The following is a 15,918-nucleotide window of genomic DNA, read 5'->3' on the forward strand; positions in this document are numbered from 1 at the left end:
CGCCCTCGCGTCCGTTTTTGTGTGGGCGCAACGCCATCTGGATCGCGATCTGACGATCGCTAGTCTCGCCTCCCGAGCGCGGATGAGCCGGCGCACCTTTATCCGCCGTTTCGAGGATGCGACTGGAATGTCGCCCGGCGAATGGGTGGTGCAAGCGCGGGTCTCGAAAGCGCGCGAGTTGCTGGAGGCAACGCAAATCCCGATCGAAGGCGTCGCGACAGAGACCGGCTTCGGCTCCGCAAATGCCATGCGACATCATTTCAGGGAGCGGCTTGGCACCAGTCCGGCGCATTACCGGGCCATCTTTCGTGCGCCGGCCAGCTGACGCCTAACGACAGTGTCGGACGGCCGAGATTGGCTACTGCATCGCCTCCCGCACGGGTACGCTCAATCCTCGTGATCGAGTGCGAGAACAGCGAAGCTCGCAAGCCAATGCTCGCCCATGTAGTCGCCGGCAATATGGGGAAGACCTGCGGTCAGATGATTTTCGGCGGCCTCAAGGACAAGCGCGCGCCGATCATCGTCTACCGGCAAGGCATTGCCGAGTGAGTGCCAGCACCAGGCCCGGCTGAGATTGAGCCCGTCGAGATGAGCGATCTTGCCATCCGAGCGGTCGGTGACGGTGGCGGGCCGGAACAGCGTTGTCGGCTTCCTTTCGGAAATCGAGCATCCGGCGGAGATCGCTCTCAAAAAAAAATGCACTACCGTCCGACGATGCTGAAGTCCCGCGACATCTTCGACATCGCAGTGGCCGACTCCATCGACCACGAGGCCTTGGTTGGCAATTTGCACGAGATCTCGGACAAGCAGAACGCACTACGCAAGCGGCTGGACGCCATTGATCCCAAATTCCTGCAGGCAGAGTTGGCTGAACTCGACATTCAAGAAGGTTGGGACGACCAGAAAAAGAACTGTCTCGAGACAGTGCAGTCGCTAGTCGAACAAATTCCTTGAACGCAGGCAAACTTGCGGCACGCCGCTCCTGAGCGGTTCACCGAGTTAATCAAATTTCGCAGCATTCGCCGTCCCCTGAGCGAAGCAGCCGCATCTCTTAGCGGAACCAGAGCCCTTACATGCTCTCCGGGGCCTGAGGGAGAGCGCGTCCAGATCGCGCGCGCTGGGGATTCGCTTACTCGGGCGGTAGCCAAACTTTTTATACAACTGTATGCTTCTTACCGACATTACAACGGCCAGAAGCCTCGGGCTGACCGACTTTCTTGCTGCAATACCACTCGTCAGAGACCGGAGAACGAAATGCCGTCTCGTATTCTCGCAAGGCTTGCTGTGGTGGCCGTGACGCTCGGCTTGCTCACTGGTGCTACGACGGCGCAAGAAAAGTGGCCATCGAGGCCCGTGACGATCATCGTGCCGTTCGCCGCCGGCGGCAACACGGACGTCATGGCCCGCATTTTTGCAGACCATCTGACGAAGCGGCTCGGCCAGCAGTTCGTCGTCGAAAACAGGCCCGGTGCGGGCGGGGTCAACGGGCTGCACGCGATGACGCGCGCGGCGCCGGACGGCTACACCGTTGCGGTGGCAACCTCCGGTGGAATCGCCATCAACCCGATACTGATCAAGGACAAGATCCCCTACAACGTCGAGAAAGACTTCACCTACCTCTATGGCATGGCGGCGCAGCCGAACATCTGGATCGTCAATCCGTCCGTCCCGGCCAAAACCATGGCGGAGCTGATCGCCTGGTTGAAGGCGAACCCGGAGACGCCGTATGCGACATCCGGCCCCGGCACCACGCAACATATCTGCGGCGTGATGCTGGAGGACGCCGCGGGACTCAAGATGACGCCCGTCACCTACCGCGCATCAAACCTCAGCATCCAGGATCTGATTGGTGGTCAAATCAAGCTCGCCTGCGACAACTTCGCCGTGGCATACGAGCAGGTGAAAGCGGGCACGCTGCGTGCCGTCTCGGTCACGTCGCTTGGGCCCTATCCGCTCGCCAAGGAGATCGCGCCGACAGCCGCGACCGTACCGGGCTTCGAACTGATGCCGGCATTCGGCTGGGTCGGCCCCGCCAACATGCCGCCCGACATCGTGAAGAAGCTCATTGAAGAGCTGGTCGCGGTCGGCAAGATCCCTGAAGTCCGCACCGCACTCGAAAAGTTCGGTGTACTCCAGACCGAACTGCCCGGTCCGGCCTACGCCGAGGCGCTCGCCAAGGAGCGTGCGGGGTACGCACGTGTGATCGAGCGTGCCGGGATCAAGGTGCCCTGAGCGCCGAACAACCGCAAATTTGGTGGCGGGACAGCGATTAGAACCCCGAAGTTATCCGCTGGGCAAACGCGCCCAAAAAATTTGGCGGAAATAGCGCTGCTTGCATAACGAACTCAGCAGCTTAAGCGCTGGCTGGCGACGCAGTGCTGATCGCACCTGTCTCCGCGCAGATTCCCTGCTAACAGGGAATTTTACAAGGAATCTAGCGGTATGGGAGGCTCGGAGACATGACAAGTAGTCAGAAACCGCTGCACTACAGCCGTTTTCTGGGTCAATTCCCTACTCCAATTAGCAGGGAATTTTTCTGGCCTAACAGGGCTATCCTCGCAACGTAACAGGGAGTTTCGCTGGTCTTTCGATCTGTTGTGTGCTGCTTGCGATGGCGACTGAGGTGTTGAAGGCCCGTCGAACGGGCGTGTCACTTCTGGGAAATTTATAGTGGTCCAAGGATGTCCGATGTGCCCTCAACATCGGACATTGGCCGCCGACTCCGGGATGTCCGTTTTGTGCCACAAGGCGACATGATCACCGCGCTCTCTCACCCCTTCGACGCTGGAGCAAAAGTCTCAAAACGTGTAGGGTAAACTGGCGTCTTACTCTCGAAGGCAGAGCAGTCGGGTTTGTTCTCAACATTTGAGAGAGAGGGACCAACAATGAGACTATCTCGCAGACGTTTCCTTCATCTGGCGGTGGGCACTGCCGGGCTGCCTGCTGCATCGCAGTTCGCATGGGCTCAAGCCCCATCCGCGCCTGCCACACTATCTCCGACCGGCAAACTGCGCGTTGCTCTTATTGCCTCCAATCCTGTTCTGGTGACCCGCGGTACCGACGGCTCGCTCGGCGGTGTTTCCGTCTCCGTTGCCCGCACGCTCGCTGCACGTCTCGGCGTACCGGTCGAACTCAAGCCCTACGACAATCCCCTGCGTTACAACGAAAGTCTCGCGAGCGATGACTGGGACATCGGGCTTGCTGCACGCGATCCATCTCGCGCAGAATACCTCGCTTTTAGCGTGACATTCATGGAAGTAGACAACGGCTATGTCGCGCGCGCAGGAGCAACACCGACCACCGCAGAGGAGGTTGACCGTGCAGGCGTCAAGGTCGCCGTCGCGCAAGGAAGCGCGCCACACGCCGTTTTGACACGCCTTATCAAGAATGCAGAGATCATACAGGTGCCCGGCGGGTTCGAACCGGCTCGCGAGGCGTTGGCAACAGGCAAAGCCGACGTCTACGGTGAGAACCTGCACCTCGCCCATCGCATTGCTGAAGCCTTGCCTGGAGCACACGTGTTGCCCGGACGTTTCAACGTCGTGCAAATGGCAATCGGAGTGCGCAAGCGAGCCGCCTCGGCGCTTCCCGCCGTCGATGAACTCGTGAACGGAATGCGGTCCGATGGCACGGTAGAGAAAGCGATTGCCGAAGCCGGGCTGCGGGGCGTTCGGGTTCCGAATTAGTAGCCCAAGTCGGATAGCGGAGCTTGGGCCACGTAGTCCGTTCTTGGTCAAACCGAGAAGTCCGGGCGTGCAACCGGCAAGTCGGCTTTACCCCCAAGTCCGGACATTGCCCTGCACCGCGCAAACTGACGCTTTGTGCCAGTTTCGGACTCATGCACCGCACAAAAACCGGTCAATGTTCGATCACCGCGTCGGCGCGGGTGCGCGTAGGTTCATTCGGGCAACCCCGCCTTCCGAAGACCATCAGTCACCAACTGCGCGTTTGATTGCCCGCCCCAAGCGATCCATCCAGATATTGTAACGGCGGGATTGACCTCAAGCAGACGCGCCGCCGCCTCACGCGCCTCCGCGTCGCGTCCGAGATGGGCGAAAGCGGACGCGAGGCAGAGGTAAGCCAACGGATGGGACGGGTTGTGACGCTGAGCTTTCCTTCCTGCGACGATGGCCTCGTCAAAGCGACGAAGCTCAACAAGGGCCATCCCCATCCCAGCAAACATCGCGGGGTCTATCGGGCTCATGCGAATGCCACGTTCAAAGCTCCGAACCGCTTCCTGCGGTAGCCCCGCAGCTCTACAGACCCAGCCTCTGGCGGACCATGCGTCAAATGAATTGGAGTTGAGCGCGACCGCCCGGTCTGCCATTTCGAGCGCACTTTCACTATCGCCGACCACAAGCGCCGAGACTAGGCTAGCCCTTGCTAACGTGTTCGGATCACCATCGTCTATGCGCAATGCCAGGCGAGAAAGCCGCACTGCTTCCTCGCACTCGAATTGAGGATCGGTAGAATACCCCAAAACGACGTTGCTCAGGTGAAAGACGCTTGCCAGAGAAGCGGCTCGGCCAAACCCGGGGTCCAGCTCCAAAGCGCGACAGGCCAGCCTTATCGCCTCGGCCAACCCTTCGCGGGTCGTTAGGCTAGACTGCTGAATGGCGCGGAGCCAAAAATCATAGGCGGTGAGGTTCTCAGGTCGCCGCCGCGCAGCCATTGCGATTTCTGTTTGAATAATCTTTGGCTGAATAGCTGAGACAACGGCGACCGTCACTTCGTCCTGAAGCGCGAAAACGTCTGTCAAGTCGCGCTCGAACCGATCCGCCCAGATGAGCGCGCCGGTCACCGCGTCAATCAACTGCCCTGCGATGCGAACTTTCCCCGCTGCCTTGCGCACAGACCCCTCAAGGATATAGCGCACGCCAAGCCTGCGCCCAATCTCCTTCACATCGACGGCTTTGCCTTTGAGCGTGAAGCTCGAATTGCGAGCAATGACAATCAACCACTTGAACCGCGAAAGCGCCGTAGTGATCTCCTCAACCATCCCGTCCGCAAAATACTCCTGCTCGGGATCGCCGGACATGTTCTCAAACGGAAGTACGGCGATGGCGATGGAAAGCTTGTCGGCGAGCGGAGGGGCCGCACTTAGCCTTTCGGTCGGCGCGCTATACGCTCCCGCGCGGACGGCGTAAGCTCGGACCGGTTTGGAGATGTTCTTGAGCTGCTGCTCGCCGCGATCCTCGAAGCCAACGTCCAGCTTGCCTTCGACCTCGCTGTAGACCTTTTCAGACATCAGGATGCCGCCCGGATCGGCGATCCCCTCCAGCCGGACAGCAATGTTGATCCCGTCGCCATAGAGGTCGCCGTCCTGCCCAACGATCACGTCACCAAGGTTGAGCCCGATGCGTAGCTTGAATGGACCGCTCCCCTCGGCGAGATGATCCTGCATCTCAGTCGCGCATCTCACGGCGGCTAAGGGACTCGCGAATTCGGCGAGCGCGCCATCACCCGTTGTCTTGATCAGTCGGCCGTCGTGTCGGGAGAGGCTCGGCGCGATCAAGTCCCGCTTGAGCCGCTCGAACTCGGCGTAGGTGGCTTCCTCCGCACGTTGCATCATCGCAGAGTAGCCGACCACATCGGCCGCCAAGATTGCCGCCAATCGCCGTTGAACACGCTCTTCGGGCAAGGCCGCTCCCCATGTTCAAGATCAATTCGATGGCATCAGATCACACCAATGGGTTGTTCCGCTAGGTGCTTTCTCGGGTCGAAAAGCGGTCACGTGCCCGCACCACACGGGCCGACAAAGTAATCCCTCGGGGTGACGGCAGTAATCCAGGTGCCTATGTCCGAATCCGGTGAAAGGCGGTCTTCGAGGCAGATAGCCGGAACGTCCGCTTTGCCCCTCGACACCCGACATTGGTTACTTCCAATCGCCAATGGGTCCCCTATTCTGCGGGACCCCTATTTCGGCGTTGTCCCCCAAATCGATTTAAGATTCGCCGAGTAAAGGCGCGTTTGCTGCTTGATTTGAATGCCAGAGGTGTCCCAACGGCCCGAGGCGGCGAGTGGCACGCCATGAGTGTGAAGAACCTCCTTGACCGTTCGGCAACCGGTAACGCACCATGACCCTAGCAGTAGCTCACATGATGATGGTGGCCGGGTGCGTCTCGGTGGCGCTTGAGTGCCGGTGGCGGGGTCAGTGCTGCTTGGCGCTGCGGTGCTGATCGTACGTTACGCCATCTGAGACCCAGGCGCCCGTCCGTATGTCACTTCTAGAAACGGGTCCCCTTTTGTGCGGGACCCCTAATCTCAGAAACTCGCCAAACGAACTTCAAATTCGAGGCCCTTTAGGCGCCTCGCTGCTCGGCTACTGCAGCGCCTCAGCGCTCCCGGCAATACCTGAGCCACGCGCGTCTCAGGCTATAAGCAGAAGTTAACGCCCTTCTTGACCTTCTCTTCCCAGTCGGGTCCTAGGACCCGAGCACCAACGGCCTTTTGGGCTCTGCCTTCACGTCGGTTTGGCCATCAGCCGGTGACTTCCGGTCTACTCCGAACAACGGACATTGCCGGACCATCCCGCCATGTCGCAAAAGTGCCAATTCCGGACCTCGGCCTTTACTCAGCGCCTCATTGGAGCCTGAACACTGTCTGCAAGAGCACCTTCACCGCCTCGCGGGTCGCAATTGCAGCGGCCTCGTTGTAGCCGATATGGGGATCGGTCTTCACGCAAGGGTCCGTGTACGTAAACGGCTGGCCGGTCTCGGCATTGATGATGACACGAGGACGCCTCACATAAGGAATGGCGGCCGATCAAGGAATCTTACACACCAGGGCGGCACACACTATACCGACCGATGTTCGAACCACATCGCCGTTTCCGTGCCCGGCCGAACGGCGTCAGCAGAACCCCAGAAAGTTGTCAAATTGCTGCGGTGCAGCCGGACATGCGGACCTGGGACTATTCTTTCTTCGCTGCTTCTCTAACCAGATTCAAGAAATGTCGAACCACGGCTGAAGGGTCGCCGCGGCGCGATGCGAGGTTCAGAATGGCCTTCGGTTGGTTGGGACCCTTAAGACGACAATAGACGACGCCGTCCATATGCACATGCTGCAGGGAGGCCGGAACGAGAGAAATGCCGAGTCCGACAGCGACGAGGTTAAGCGACGACGTCATGCGAGGCGCTTCCTGCCCGACGCGAGGACTGAAACCTGCCGCGCGGCATGCCGCCATCGTCAAGTCATGAAATGCCGTCCCCGGCGGGCCGTAAACAATGAAAGTTTCGCGCGCAAGGCGCTTCAACGCAAGTCCTGGCTCATTGCCGCCGCTGCCCCGAGCCAGCGGATGCGCGCGGGGTAACGCCACCAGCATCGGTTCCTCCACCAACGGCGTGACGGCAAGCCCTTCTGGATCGGCAAGGGGCGTTCGGATGAAAGCCACATCAATCCGTTCATTTCGAAGCTGTTCGATCAGTTCATTGCCGAGCCTTTCCTCCAGTCGTAAGAAAACCAGCGGATAAGCTTCGCGAAACGCGCGAATGATACGTGGCACAAACGGATGAAACGGACTCGTCGGCGTAACACCTACGCGGATTCTGCCTTGCTCGCCTCGCGCCGTACGCCGTGTTGCATCAAATGTGTGGTCGAGGTGCGCGAGCGTCGCGCGGGCATTATCGAGGAAGGCACGCCCGGCATCGGTCAGCTCAACACCGCGCGCCTTGCGGCGAAATAATTGCACATCAAGCTCGCGTTCGATGGCCTTAATCCGCTGACTAAGCGGCGGTTGCTGCATGCCAAGCCGCTCAGCGGCCCTCGTAATGTGCCCTTCCTCCGCAACGGCGATGAAATACCGAAGGTGTCTCAGCTCCATATTCATATCCCCGCTGATATGAATTTTGCCATGGCCATATAATAGATGGACTTTCTCGAAAGTGCTATACAGCAGCGTGTTCAGAGCCTCGACATCGAAGCGGCGCCTCTTCCCTAAAGAACGCAAGAGGGGAGCGAAGGTGCCGAGTTCTCGGGGGCAGAGCAGCATCCCCTAGGCCAACTGCAAGCGGTTCGATTTCAATTGGGAGGACAGCACATGAAACTTCCACGCCGTCATTTTCTGCATCTGGCAGCGAGTGCTGCTACTCTTTCGGTCTTATCGCCCATCGCATGGGCACAAACCTATCCGACGCGGCCCGTGCGGTGGATCGTGGGCTATCCTCCCGGCGGGGCAACTGACATCATTGCACGTCTGATTGCCCAATGGCTGTCTGAGCGGTTAGGCCAGCCATTTGTCATAGAGAATCGTCCGGGGGCCAGTGGAAATATCGGCACCGAGGCGGTCGTTAGGGCGGCGCCCGACGGCCATACACTCCTGCTGGTGAATGCCGGCAACACGATCAACGAGACGTTCTACGATAAGCTCAGTTTCGTGTTTCTTCGTGACATCACGGCCGTTGCAGGTATCGTCCGGGTGCCCCTAGTGATGCTGGTGAATCCCTCGGATCCAATCAAAACGGTTCCCGAATTCATAGCCTATGCCAAGACTCATCCGGGCAAGCTCAATATGGCTTCGCCCGGCAATGGAACTCCGCATCATGTTTCCGGTGAGCTATTCAAGATGATGGCTGGTATCGACATGACCCATGTCCCCTACCGTGGGTCGGCGCCTGCACTGAGCGACCTGATGGGCGGTCAGGTGCAAGTCGCGTTTGATACTACGACCGCGTCGATCGAGTACATCAGGGCTGGCAAGCTGCGGGCACTGGCGGTGACCACTGCCGCGCGCTCGGAAACGCTGCCAGATATTCCGACTATGGGCGATTTCGTACCGGGCTATGAGGCTAACGGATGGTACGGCGTCGGCGCGCCAAAGAGCACCCCACCCGAGATAGTCGACAAGCTCAACAAGGAGATCAACACGGCTCTCGCTGATCCCAATGTGAAGGCTCGCCTCGGCAACCTGGGCGCAACGGTAGTCGCGGGCTCACCTGCCGAGTTTGCAAGATTCATGGCCGAAGAAACCGAAAAATGGGCAAAGGTAGCGAAGTTCTTGCGCGCAAAGGCCGAATAATTTGTGGCTCGGCGGCTATTCCGCAGCATCGGTGAGTGCGGCCAGCCGCCGAGGTCCGCTTCGGGTCAAAAGCGTCGTTTTCACCGTCCGCCGAAGACTTCCGATGTACCCCGGTGAACGGACATCGTCAGGGCCGGTCGGCATGTCTCAAAAGTGCCAACAGCAGAAGTCCGCCGCGTCACTCAATGACTTCGTCGGCCGTGGCCAGCAGCGAAGGCGGAACGGAGAGGCCGAGGGCTTTGGCGGTCTTGAGGTTGATTACCAATTTGAAGCGCGTGGGTTGTTGGATCGGCAGATCGCCGGGCTTTGCGCCTTTCAGGATCTTGTCGACATAGCCGACCGCGCGGCGGAAATGATCGAGAAAATCCGGTCCGTAGGACAGCAGCAGGCCGTAAGGGACCTGTTCAGCATTCCCTGTAATGGTCGGCACCTTGTGCGCTATAGTTGATGCGCCCACTTGCACCCGTTCATTGTACAGTGGCGGTCCAACCACGTATGCGGCATCGAAGCCGTCACGGGCAATGTCCGAAAACGCCTTTTCGATTTCATCAGGTGTCGTGACATCGAATGTTTGGATCAAAATCCCAGCAGCTTTCGCCGCTCTTCCGTTAGCGATGACGGCAGACTTGGAAATAGCATCTCGGGGATCGAGTACGAAGGCCACGCGGGCCAGTTTCGGAACGATTTCCTTCAATAGCGCGAACCGCTTGCCTGCAAGGTCAGTGACCATCAGCGAGAGGCCTGTGACGTTGCCACCAGGGTGCGCCAGACTCTCGACAAGTCCGTTACCAACCGGGTCATTATCGGCGACAATGACAATGGGAATGGTGGCGGTGGCTCGTTTAGCCTCTTTCGCGCCAAGTCCGGTCACAGCCACGATCACATCGACTTTGCTTTCGGCAAGTTCCTCCGCCAGCGCGCGAAACCGCTCAGGTCGTTCAGCAGGAAAACGGTGGTGCAGCTCGATGTTCTTGCCTTCGAAATAACCAAGCTCCTGAAACGCCTTGGTCAGCGCGCCCAGATATTCCGCTTCCTCCTTGGCGTTGGCGGCGTGCCACAGCACGCCGACGCGCGGCATTGCTTTGCGATGTTGCGCGCGCGAGGGAAGCGGCCACGCCGCAGCGGTGCCGCCGAGAAGCATGATGAATTCGCGCCGTCTCATTGGGCCTCCAATGGAGAACGCCTCGTTCGTGTCGAAGTCTAGCACTTCAAGACGGGACGGCGAGTGAGAAAGGGAAGGGCAACAAGTTCCAGAACTGCGACCCGATGTCCGCTTTGGGTCAAACTGAGACCTCAATCCGCCAGTGCGGCATGTCCGTTCTACCCCCAGGAGCAGACATTCCTCCGAACGGCAGCTTTGCGCCAAGACCGGTCGGCCGCGGGCTGCCTTTTTGGACCTGCCAGAAAGGGTTTTGTGGCAACTACAAGCGTGGTAAGCGTCGATGATGCGTGTGTCGCATATCGATTGCACGGGCGCCGTCCTGCTGTCGCTCGGGCAGAGGCGTTTGTGATCCTGAACACGGGCTAGCGCGGGCAGTCAGGCGGCGAACTCGATGCCGCCTGCGTCGTCTACGGTGCGTACGTGGGCGACGTAGCCGTCCGGACGGACAAGCATTGAAGCGAAGTTGCCGAGCAGGCCGTCGTTGGCGCCAGGTGCCAGGCTGACGAGGTTGATTGCGTCCCTGACGGGCGTTGCGTCGCTCTCCGTAGCGACTTGCAACAGGACCCAGCGACCTTCTTGGAAATAGCGGTAGAGCGTCGTTCGCGAGCCGTCCCTCAACACAAGATCGCCGTCGGAAAGACGATGCCCGCTCACACCTTTCAGATGGTCCCAATTGTGCTCCGCCTTAAACAGCGGTTCTGGATAGGCGACACCAAAGCCGGAGAGTTGGTCCGCGAGTTGGCGGTTGACCTCCGGCACACGAAGAAAGCCGCTGAGCATACGCCGCAGAGCCAATGCCGGAGGATCAAATGCGGAGAACAGCGCGAATTGCGCAAGCGTGTCGTTCTGAAGCGCCTCGCCGATCGGTCTACGTTCCGACTGATAGCTATCGAGTATCTCATCAGACGCGGTACCGTGTATAACACTCGCCAGTTTCCAGCCGAGATTCATGGCGTCCTGGATGCCGACGTTCATGCCCTGACCGCCCATCGGCGGGTTAATGTGAGCGGCATCGCCAGCTAGGAAAATCCGCCCTTTCCGATAGCACTCGGCGAGGCGCGATTCATCTGTGAAGCGCGATATCCAAACAGGATCGCGCGGACGGAGATCCCTGCCGTAAATGCGGGCCGCGCAAGCCGCGACCTCGGCGAGCGATACCGGCGCGGAGGGTTCCAAATAAGGTGCCGATGCATCAATAACGCCAATTCTGTGATGAACGCCATCGCCACGTGGCGCGAGAACCAAACCACCAGCCTCGTTGACGAGCGTCAGGACCGGTTTCTCTGGGGGCGCATCAAGCGCGACGTCTGCCAATGTCATTGCATGCCGTGCCGGATGACCGACAAAATCGATGGCTAAGGCTTGCCTTACCATACTGCGAGCGCCATCGGCGCCAGCGGCGTAGTGAGCGGCAAAGCCGAATGGTGTCTCGCCGTTCCGGCCCCGTACGATGACGCTTTCGGCATTCTGCTCAACCTGTTCCACAAGGTGGCCACGCCTGATGTCCACACCCAACTCCAGTGCACGCTCCTCGATGAGCTTTTCAGTCGTCGCTTGCGGCAGGAACAGCGTGAAAGGAAAGCGCGATTCCAATGTCGAGAAATCAAGCAGCGTATCCAGCCCTCCGAAGAAAAACCCAGGGTTCGGACGACCTTGTGAGAGGAAGCGTTCCGCGATCCCACGCAGGGCGAACACCTCCAGAGTTCGACCGTGGAGCGTCAATGCGCGGGATTGGGTGACGCGTTCGGCGCGCCGTTCCAGAACGAGGACTTTCACTCTTGCCAGCGCCAGCTCACACGCAAGCCACAGTCCCACCGGTCCGCCGCCAATTACGACGACGTCAAATTCATTGATCATGATCATCTCACCACATATCTTACGATGTTAGACATAATCTAACGATGTTAGGGAGTTCAAGCGGTGGCAGCCGGTGTGGGCATTCAACAAGAGGTGATCGTACGGGCGGCGCTAACCTTGCTTGATGAGGTTGGGCTGGAGGGCCTCACGATGCGGCGGCTCGCCGCTGCCTTGAAGATTCAGGCGCCTTCGCTGTATTGGCATTTTCCCAACAAGCAGGCGTTGCTGGACGGCATGGCGGATGCCATCTTTGGCGCAGTGTCGCTGCCGCGGAATCTCAAGGGGAAGACCTGGGATGTGCGGCTGAAGGTGGTTTTCCGTGCCATCCGGAGGGCTTTTCTCGCCCACCGGGACGGTGCTCGTGTCTTCGCTGGCACGTATGTTCCTACCGACAACGTGCTTCGAATCGTCGAAGCCATGATGGCACTAATGCAGGAAGCTGGCGCTTCGCCAAAGCTTTCATCCGACGCAGCCTTCAGCCTCGTCTATTACGTGCTAGGTTTCACGATGGAGGAACAGGGACTGGATCCGCGAACAGGCGGCCCGCTCGATCTCGCGAACCGGCAAGCGGAGTTCGCGAACCTTGCGGCAATGAAGTACCCAAGCATCCACGCGGCTTTGCACCGTATGTTCGACAACGATCTTGACGATCGCTTCGAAGCAGGACTCGATCTGCTGATCAGCGGGTTAAAGGCCCGGATCGATACTCGATCGTAATTCCGTTCTCGCGGACCGACTGGCCATAGCTGTGCACCCCATGTTTTAGCCGGGCGCCTTCTTGCACACAAACCCAGCCGCGATAGCCGCACGGTGCACCGCTGCATGCAGGTGCGCCAGAAGCGGCTATTACCCCAAGTCAGCTTTTGCCCGTGTCGGGCATTGGGCCTACCGCCGCAGTGGGATGCCGACCAGCGGGTTTCGCGATGTTCAATGACAGAATGGGATTCCGTGTGGCTCGACCGGCAATTACCCTCAGTTTCCCGAGACCAGCCTGAGCCCGATGACGCCTCCCAAAATGAGAACAATGCAGAAAACCCTCAGCGGCGCAGCGGAGTCGCCCAGAACTGCGATTCCCAGTATCGCGGTGCCCGCCGCGCCGATACCGGTCCAGACCGCATAGCCAGTCCCGACCGGCAGCGTACGGAGCGAGAGTGAAAGAAGAAAAACACTCGACAAGCCGGTGACGACTGTAAGCAGCGCAGGTATCAATCGCGTGAAGCCTTGAGACCACTTCATGCAGAACGCGAATGCGATTTCGAGAAAGCCAGCGAGGCTCAGTAGTGTCCATGCCATGTTTGAAGATCCGTTGTTTCTTCGCCAGCCGGCACGACCGGGGCGAGGTTTGACGAGAGCTTTATTGTCAGCGAGGGACCGACGTCCAGTTCGATGCGGCGACTCGAATGCGGGACAGAACAGCTGCGAAGCCGGGCGCGCGTTTAGGAAGTGAACGTTGACGAACTGATTTCCGTGCGCAAAGCACTCGCTTATCGTGATTTCAGGCCCTGGTTCCAGCAGCGGGGAGCGTGCGGAACGCAATTCCAAATCGATTGAAGGCGTTCATCAAATCGATTGAAGGCGTTCATCAATCCGATCGCATAGGTCAGATCAGCGAGTTCTTCGTCGCCAAATTCGGCGGCAGCGGCTTCATAGTCCGCGTCAGGAACGTGGGTTTCGGCAACGCATGTTATGGTTTCCGCCCAAGCGAGCGCGACGCGTTCGCAGAATACTTCACCCGCTTCGCGCCAAACCGGAACCAGTACGAGTTTGTTGACCGCAACATCGAGCTTGAGCAGATCGCGAGAATGCATGTCGATGCAATATGCACAGCCATTTATCTGCGAAACCCGCAGATAGACGAGATAGGTCAGCTCTTTTGGAACGCTGCAGTTTTGAAGATAGAGGTGCACCCCTCCGAAAGCCTCGAAACCTGCAGACGACGCCTTGTCGTAGTCGATACGATTGCTCATGATGAGTCCTTCAGCGGCTGGAGGACTCTATGTGCTGCATGTTGGCCTACCTTAGAAGGTCCATGATCTGCCTTGTGCACTGGGCCATGACCCTTATCTCGGCGCAAAGGCCTCAACGACCGAGCGAAAAATTCAGGCCGTCCGATCTCAAGGAGGGGTACAACGCTTTGTCGCGAGGATCTCAGCTATGCAGGAATCGATTATTTGTTAGGTCCTTAGAATGCGTTCGATATTCCGGTCGCGTCTCCCGCAGGGTTCTCTACATTTCTGGGCAAGTCCTGCTGATCAACAGCGCTTGCTCGGTAACACAAACTGGAGGCGTGCCAGAAAGGTCCATCATCCGTCCGAAGTACTAGGCCATGATCGTTCCAGCTTAGTTAGAAACGGTGAGCTATCGCCACCGTTATATCAGCCTCAGGATACGCCTTCCGAGAATCTCGGCGGTGCGCTGAGAGACAATATTTGTGAAATTGAGAAGCAGGGCAGAGGCTCCATCACCACCCATCGTCCAATCCGTTAATGCTTCTCCGTACAGCCCCTCTTCCTGCATGCGCGAAACAAGCCGGCGATCTGAGCGTCGGGCTTGCGGCCGCAAGACCAAGTGCATTCCGCCCGGCTGTGAATCAATTCGCATGTGTTTCCCCAGCACGCTATCCAGACCTGCTGCTGTCGCTTCCCTACGCTCGGCATAAAGTTTCCGCATCCGCTGGATATGGCGCGCGAAGTGCCCTTCCCTGATGAAGGCAGTGACGAGAGCTTGCGTAAGCTCGGGACTGCCACCTGCAAGGGCTTGAGTGATCTGTTCAAACCGCTCGATCTCGGTTTCCGGCACGACGAGATATGCAAGCCGAATGCTCGGTAAAAGCACCTTGCTGAAGGTCCCAGCGTAGAGCACGCGCCCATCGCGATCCAGGCTCTTCAAAGCAGGCAGAGGGCGACTGACATACCGGTACTCGCCGTCGTAATCGTCCTCAATGACCCATGCGTTGTTTCGCGCGGCCCAGTCCAACAGCGCCAGGCGGCGGGCCAGGGATAAAGACACGCATAGCGGACTCTGATGCGCAGGCGTAACCACAGCTGCACGCGCGCGCAGCGCCAGCTTAATTCCATCGGAAACGTCGATGCCCTCCCGATCAACCGGCACGGGAACGGCTGCAATATTCATGTGTCCCAGCAGTTCTCGCGTCGGCGGATATCCAGGGTTTTCAAGCCAAACGCGATCTCCCGCCTTCAACAGTGCATGACCGATCAACTCGATGGTGTGGCGATATCCCGATGTGACGAATATCTGAGATGGGGAGCAGTTGATCCCGCGCGAAACCTGGAGATATGCGGCGATCTCGGCACGCAGTGCTGGCAAGCCGTATACAGAGGGATGCACCATGTCCGATGGTTGCATCGCACGCACACACCGCGCGCCCAGGCGTGCCCAGATCTTTCGGGGAAACATATCCAGGGCAGGCAAACCCATTTGGAACGGCAAAATCGAATCTGGACGAAAACTGGCCGCAGCAATGCCGCTTCTGGACTGGGGCGTCGGAATTGCAACAGGCGCTCGCGGCTTGAGGCCCGGCGTCACGATGGTCCCTGCCTGACCGCGGGCTAGAATGTACCCCTCGGCAGCCAACAAGGAATAAGCTGCTTCAATCGTGCCCCTTGCCAGACCCAATTCCTTGGTCAGCGCACGTGCCGAGGGTATGCGGTCACCTGGCTTCAACAATCCGCTCGCAATAGCGCCGCGAAACCGATCGTAGATCTGGCGATAAAAAGGTTCAGCAGCCGTTGGATCCAACGGCGAAATCTTGCTGGCCGCGACGGTCATGGTCTAGCCCACTCTGCCGGTGAGCCGAAAGTGATTATACCATAATGTCCCAGAGCGGCAGTCACTTTTGATCAACCGTTTGTGTGTGCTGCAA

The 15,918-nt window shown here is 58.9% G+C and carries 13 protein-coding genes and 1 pseudogene; 6 read left to right on the forward strand and 8 right to left on the reverse strand.

Annotated features, from left to right (window positions below):
- Positions 1-19 precede the first annotated feature (19 nt).
- Positions 20-325, forward strand: a complete 306-nt coding sequence (locus JQ641_RS10620; protein ID WP_349628527.1) for a helix-turn-helix domain-containing protein — start codon at positions 20-22, stop codon at positions 323-325.
- Between the two features lie 62 nt (positions 326-387).
- On the opposite strand, the pseudogene JQ641_RS10625 reads toward JQ641_RS10620, so the two are convergent.
- Positions 388-651: pseudogene (locus JQ641_RS10625) on the reverse strand (DUF2891 family protein); the annotation flags it as partial.
- Between JQ641_RS10625 and JQ641_RS37800 the strand changes: the two are divergent.
- The 3 genes from JQ641_RS37800 to JQ641_RS10635 all read left to right on the forward strand — a co-directional run bounded on the left by JQ641_RS37800 (position 589) and on the right by JQ641_RS10635 (position 3,686).
- Entirely contained in the window at positions 589-954 is a 366-nt protein-coding gene (locus JQ641_RS37800; RefSeq protein WP_249150364.1) for a hypothetical protein, read from the forward strand. The pseudogene JQ641_RS10625 and the gene JQ641_RS37800 overlap by 63 nt on opposite strands.
- A 399-nt stretch (positions 955-1,353) precedes the next feature.
- Positions 1,354-2,232 (forward strand): Bug family tripartite tricarboxylate transporter substrate binding protein, encoded by an 879-nt coding sequence (locus tag JQ641_RS10630; RefSeq protein ID WP_211995922.1) that lies wholly within the window; start codon positions 1,354-1,356, stop codon positions 2,230-2,232.
- Between the two features lie 653 nt (positions 2,233-2,885).
- Positions 2,886-3,686: a transporter substrate-binding domain-containing protein gene (locus tag JQ641_RS10635; RefSeq protein WP_211995923.1), complete on the forward strand. Its 801-nt coding sequence runs from the start codon at positions 2,886-2,888 to the stop codon at positions 3,684-3,686.
- A gap of 212 nt (positions 3,687-3,898) precedes the next feature.
- Here the strand turns inward: JQ641_RS10635 and JQ641_RS10640 are convergent, their stop codons facing one another.
- Complete coding sequence (locus JQ641_RS10640; protein ID WP_249150335.1) at positions 3,899-5,641, reverse strand: adenylate/guanylate cyclase domain-containing protein; 1,743 nt, start codon at positions 5,639-5,641, stop codon at positions 3,899-3,901.
- 1,272 nt (positions 5,642-6,913) lie between these two features.
- Positions 6,914-7,990: a LysR family transcriptional regulator gene (locus tag JQ641_RS10645; protein WP_211995924.1), complete on the reverse strand. Its 1,077-nt coding sequence runs from the start codon at positions 7,988-7,990 to the stop codon at positions 6,914-6,916.
- Between the two features lie 48 nt (positions 7,991-8,038).
- On the opposite strand from JQ641_RS10645, the gene JQ641_RS10650 reads away from it, so the two are divergent.
- Complete coding sequence (locus JQ641_RS10650) at positions 8,039-9,016, forward strand: Bug family tripartite tricarboxylate transporter substrate binding protein (RefSeq protein ID WP_211995925.1); 978 nt, start codon at positions 8,039-8,041, stop codon at positions 9,014-9,016.
- A gap of 178 nt (positions 9,017-9,194) precedes the next feature.
- Here the strand turns inward: JQ641_RS10650 and JQ641_RS10655 are convergent, their stop codons facing one another.
- Together JQ641_RS10655 and JQ641_RS10660 are read right to left on the reverse strand one after the other, a co-directional pair.
- Complete coding sequence (locus JQ641_RS10655) at positions 9,195-10,178, reverse strand: ABC transporter substrate-binding protein (RefSeq protein ID WP_211995926.1); 984 nt, start codon at positions 10,176-10,178, stop codon at positions 9,195-9,197.
- A gap of 375 nt (positions 10,179-10,553) precedes the next feature.
- Entirely contained in the window at positions 10,554-12,035 is a 1,482-nt protein-coding gene (locus JQ641_RS10660; protein WP_211995927.1) for an FAD-dependent monooxygenase, read from the reverse strand.
- Between the two features lie 63 nt (positions 12,036-12,098).
- Between JQ641_RS10660 and JQ641_RS10665 the strand changes: the two genes are divergently transcribed.
- On the forward strand, positions 12,099-12,752 hold the full coding sequence (locus tag JQ641_RS10665; RefSeq protein ID WP_312012349.1) for a TetR/AcrR family transcriptional regulator C-terminal domain-containing protein: 654 nt from the start codon (positions 12,099-12,101) through the stop codon (positions 12,750-12,752).
- Between the two features lie 255 nt (positions 12,753-13,007).
- On the opposite strand, the gene JQ641_RS10670 is transcribed toward JQ641_RS10665, so the two are convergent.
- The 3 genes from JQ641_RS10670 to pdxR form a co-directional block, all read right to left on the reverse strand.
- Positions 13,008-13,328: a DMT family transporter gene (locus tag JQ641_RS10670; RefSeq protein WP_211995928.1), complete on the reverse strand. Its 321-nt coding sequence runs from the start codon at positions 13,326-13,328 to the stop codon at positions 13,008-13,010.
- A 191-nt stretch (positions 13,329-13,519) separates the two neighbouring features.
- Complete coding sequence (locus tag JQ641_RS10675) at positions 13,520-14,002, reverse strand: carboxymuconolactone decarboxylase family protein (protein ID WP_211995929.1); 483 nt, start codon at positions 14,000-14,002, stop codon at positions 13,520-13,522.
- 403 nt (positions 14,003-14,405) lie between these two features.
- A complete protein-coding gene (gene pdxR, locus JQ641_RS10680; RefSeq protein WP_211995930.1) occupies positions 14,406-15,824 on the reverse strand; it encodes a MocR-like pyridoxine biosynthesis transcription factor PdxR in 1,419 nt (472 codons plus the stop codon).
- Between the last annotated feature and the right edge of the window lie 94 nt (positions 15,825-15,918).

Source organism: Bradyrhizobium sp. JYMT SZCCT0180, assembly GCF_018130165.1.
In the GTDB taxonomy this organism is placed as follows: domain Bacteria; phylum Pseudomonadota; class Alphaproteobacteria; order Rhizobiales; family Xanthobacteraceae; genus Bradyrhizobium.